Below are 4,320 nucleotides of genomic sequence, written 5' to 3'. Positions count from 1 at the left end.
GGGCGATCCTGGTCAGATTCGTGCCGAAGAGATGGCCGACCGGCATGGCGCGCAAATGCTTGTCACGTTCCGCGTTGAATGCGATATCGGCCATGATGCCCACGCCGAGCCCCAACTCGACGTAGGTTTTGATGACGTCGGCATCGATTGCCTCGAGGACCACGTCGGGCGTCAGATTGCGCCGCGCGAACGCCTCGTTGATCTTCGTCCGGCCCGCGAACGCGGCTTCGTACGTGATGAGCGGGTACTGCGCCAGATCTTCCAGGGAAAGCTGTTTGCGCTGCAGCAGGGGGTGGTCCGCGGGCATGATCGCCACGTGATGCCACTGAAAGCACGGCAGCGAGACCAGTTCCTTATAGTTGGAGATCGCCTCGGTCGCGATGGCGATGTCGGCATGGTCGTGCATGACCATCTCGGCGACCTGCGTCGGGCTTCCTTGCAAAATCGAAAGGTGCACCTTCGGAAAGCGCCGCTTGAACTCGGCGATGGCAGCCGGCAGCGAGTATCGGGCTTGGGTATGCGTAGCCGCAATGATGAGATTGCCCTGGTCCTGCGCGGCGAAATCCTTGCCGACCCGCTTCAGGCTTTCCACCTCCTGCAGAATCCGCTCGACGGACGCCAGAATGATCCGCCCCGGCTCCGTCAGCGAGCGCACGCGCTTGCCATGCCGTGTGAAGATTTCGACCCCAAGCTCGTCCTCGAGCTCGATGATCGCCTTCGAAACGCCGGGTTGCGACGTGTAGAGCGCCTTGGCGGCCTCCGTCAGATTGAAGTTCTGACGAACGGCCTCGCGCACGAACCGGAACTGGTGCAGGTTCATTTATAACCCTTGCGCATAAGGAAACAATTTTTAAGTCGTTTGAAATATAAGGCCAGTTTATTACGATCCCCAGACGTTTATCAATACGCTTAGCAGTTTTTGTCATTAGCAAATGAGCTGGCGGCCCGGATTACGGGCGCCGGCAGGCACGGACAGCAATTCGGGCGTCGCGGACCAGGCCGCGGCGCGACACAACCTGGGGTCCCCGAATGTATCAATACGATCAGTACGACCAGACTATCGTCGACGAGCGCGTCGCGCAGTATCGCGACCAGGTCCGCCGCCGCTTGTCGGGCGAATTGAGCGAGGATGAATTCCGCCCGCTGCGTCTGCAGAACGGCCTTTACATGCAACGCCACGCGTACATGCACCGCATCGCGATTCCGTACGGCAACTTGCGCAGCGACCAGTTGCGCATGCTCGCACACATCGCGCGCAAGTACGACCGTGGCTACGGTCACTTCTCGACGCGTACGAACATCCAGTACAACTGGATCCAGCTCGAGGACACGCCCGACCTGCTGGCGGACCTGGCATCGGTGCAGATGCACGGCATCCAGACCTCAGGCAACGACATCCGCAACATCACGGCCGACCAGTTCGCCGGTGTGGCGCCCGACGAGATCGTCGATCCGCGTCCGTGGGCGGAGATCCTGCGCCAATGGTCGACGTTCCACCCCGAATTCAGCTGGTTGCCGCGCAAGTTCAAGATCGCCGTGTCGGGATCGAAAGAAGACCGTGTTGCGGTACAGATTCACGATCTGGGCGTCTATCTGTCGAAGAACGAAGCGGGCGAGGTGGTCTGCGCGATCCTCGCGGGCGGGGGTTTGGGCCGTACACCGATCATCGGTGCCGTGATTCGCGAAAACCTGCCGTGGCAGCATCTGCTCACGTATTGCGAGGCCGTGCTGCGCGTCTACAACCGCTTCGGCCGCCGCGACAACCTCTTCAAGGCGCGCATCAAGATTCTCGTGAAGGCGCTCGGCCCCGAGAAATTCGCGCAACAAGTCGAAGAGGAATGGCAGCACCTGAAGGACGGTCCCTCGACGCTGACGCAAGCGGAATACGATCGTGTCGCGCAACATTTCCAGCCGCAGCCGTACGAGAAGTTGTCGGATACGGACGCATCGTTCGAAAAGCATCTGCTCGAAAACCGGGCGTTCGCACGCTGGGTCGAGCGCAACATGCGCCCGCACAAGGTGCCGGGCTACGCCGCCGTCACGCTGTCTTTGAAGCCGGCCAAGGGCGCGCCGGGCGATGCCACCGCGGAGCAAATGGAAGCCGTGGCGGATTGGGCCGACCAGTACTCGTTCGGTGAAATTCGCGTGTCCCACGAGCAGAACCTGATTCTCGCGGACGTGAAGAAGCGCGACCTGTTCGCACTCTGGGAAGAAGCGAAGAAGCAAGGCTTCGCGACCGCGAACATCGGCTTGCTGACCGACATCATCGCGTGCCCGGGCGGCGATTTCTGCTCGCTCGCGAATGCGAAGTCCCTGCCCATCGCGCAGGCGATCCAGGACCGCTTCAACGATCTCGACTACGTGTACGACCTGGGCGACCTGTCGTTGAACATCTCGGGATGTATCAATTCGTGCGGCCACCATCACGTCGGGAACATCGGCATTCTGGGCGTCGACAAGGATGGCTCGGAGTGGTATCAGCTGACGCTCGGCGGCGAACAGGGCACGGGCGCGACGCTTGCGCACCTCGGCCGTGTGATCGGGCCGTCGTTCGCGGCTCAGGAAATGCCCGATGTCGTGACGAAAGTGATCGATACTTTCGTCGAAAATCGTATCGACGGCGAGCGGTTCATCGATACCTATAATCGAATCGGTATGGCGCCGTTCAAGGAACGGGTCTATGCGTCGCGCCAGCCCGCGCACGCCTGACACCGACGAGAGCAAGAAGGAAAGAGAAGGAACACTCGCAGATGACTTCGATTATCAAGAACCGGACCGTGCTCGAGGACGATTGGCATGTCGTACGCGCGCTTGAAGACGGCAGCCTGCCGACGCTCGATCAGCTTCCCGCCGGTCGCCTACTCGTGCCGTTCGTCTTGTGGAAGCAAGCGCGTGAAGCGCTTGTTGCGCAGCGCGACGCGGCGTCGCTCGGCGTATGGCTCGCGCCCGATGACGAGCCGGCCGATCTCGTTGCCGACTTCGAGAAAGTCGCGCTGATCGGCGTGGACTTTCCCGTGTTTCGCGACGGCCGCGGCTACAGCATCGCGCGCCTGTTGCGCGAGCGCTACGGCTGGCGTGGCGAGCTGCGCGCAATCGGCGACGTACTGCGCGATCAGTTGAATTTCATGGCGCGTTGCGGCTTCGATGCATTCGCCGTCCGCCCGGACAAGGACATTCACGATGCGCTGAAAGCGTTTGGCGAGTTCTCGGTGCAGTATCAATCGGCTGTCGATACGCCGCAGCCGCTTTTTCGTCGCCGCGCCGCGGCCGCGGAGGAACGCGCATGAGCGCCACCGTGGTCAATCCAGCCGAGCTGGCCGGCCGCGCGGATAGCGCGGAGCTGGCCGCGAAGGTCGAACGCCTGAATGCGCTGATCGATACGATCGCGGCCCGCCACGATGGCAAGGTCAAGCTCGCGAGCAGCCTCGCGGCCGAGGACATGGTGCTCACGCATGCGATTTTGTCGCGCGGCGCCGCAATCGGCATCTTCTCGTTGAATACCGGTCGGTTGCATGCCGAGACGATCGACATGATCGCGCGCGTGCGCGAGCGCTACGGGTATGAGATCGAGCAGTTTCATCCGCAACCGGAATCGGTCGACGCCTATGTTGGCGAGCATGGACTGAACGCGTTTTACGAAAGCGTCGAGTTGCGCAAGCGCTGCTGCGAAATCCGCAAGGTCGAGCCGCTGAACCGTGCGCTTTCGGGCGTCGATGCATGGGTGACGGGGCAGCGCCGCGAGCAGTCGGTGACGCGCGCCGAGCTGCACGAAGAAGAGCACGACGCCGCGCGCGGCATCGCCAAGTACAACCCGCTCGCCGATTGGAGCGAGGCCGAAGTGTGGACGTATCTGACGCAGTATGACGTGCCCGTGAATCCGCTTCATGCGCGCGGCTATCCGAGCATCGGCTGCGAGCCCTGTACGCGGGCCATCCGCCCCGGCGAGGACAGCCGGGCCGGACGCTGGTGGTGGGAGTCGCGCGATACGAAGGAGTGCGGCTTGCATATGTCGCCGATGTCGCAGCTCCCGCCGATCAGCGTGATCCCCGCCGATACGAAACCGACGGTATAACGAAGCAACGCAGTAGACGAGTGCCCGCGGTAACGCTGGATAACCGGCGCCGGCCGGGCAAACGATAGGAACGACACCCATATGAGCACGATTCTGGAACCCTCCGCCACGACCCCGCTTTCGGTCACGACGAACCGCATGGACCACCTGGACTGGCTGGAAGCGGAATCGATCCACATTCTGCGCGAGCTGGTGGCGGAATGCGCCAAGCCTGCGCTGCTGTTTTCGGGCGGCAAGGACTCGGTGGT

At 62.2% G+C, this 4,320-nt stretch carries 4 protein-coding genes and 1 pseudogene; 4 read left to right on the top strand and 1 reads right to left on the bottom strand.

Annotation, left to right across the window (positions count from 1 at the left end; translation table 11 throughout):
- Nucleotides 1-820: CysB family HTH-type transcriptional regulator (locus ACTHL0_RS03255; protein WP_440565159.1), on the bottom strand; the 820-nt coding region annotated here is incomplete at its 3' end.
- Nucleotides 821-1,029: 209 nt separating this feature from the next.
- On the opposite strand from ACTHL0_RS03255, the gene ACTHL0_RS03250 reads away from it, so the two are divergent.
- The 4 genes and pseudogenes from ACTHL0_RS03250 to ACTHL0_RS03235 form a co-directional block, all read left to right on the top strand.
- Nucleotides 1,030-2,709, top strand: a complete 1,680-nt coding sequence (locus ACTHL0_RS03250; RefSeq protein ID WP_331568233.1) for a nitrite/sulfite reductase — start codon at nucleotides 1,030-1,032, stop codon at nucleotides 2,707-2,709.
- Between the two features lie 41 nt (nucleotides 2,710-2,750).
- Entirely contained in the window at nucleotides 2,751-3,287 is a 537-nt protein-coding gene (locus ACTHL0_RS03245) for a DUF934 domain-containing protein (RefSeq protein ID WP_331568232.1), read from the top strand.
- A complete protein-coding gene (locus ACTHL0_RS03240) occupies nucleotides 3,284-4,072 on the top strand; it encodes a phosphoadenylyl-sulfate reductase (protein ID WP_440565158.1) in 789 nt (262 codons plus the stop codon). Before ACTHL0_RS03245 ends, ACTHL0_RS03240 begins: the two co-directional genes overlap by 4 nt.
- 81 nt (nucleotides 4,073-4,153) lie before the next feature.
- Nucleotides 4,154-4,320: pseudogene (locus ACTHL0_RS03235) on the top strand (sulfate adenylyltransferase subunit CysD); the annotation flags it as partial.

The sequence above is a fragment of the Trinickia sp. genome (genome assembly GCF_051961175.1).
Lineage (GTDB): Bacteria > Pseudomonadota > Gammaproteobacteria > Burkholderiales > Burkholderiaceae > Trinickia.
This window is presented reverse-complemented; position numbering and strand designations above follow the sequence as displayed.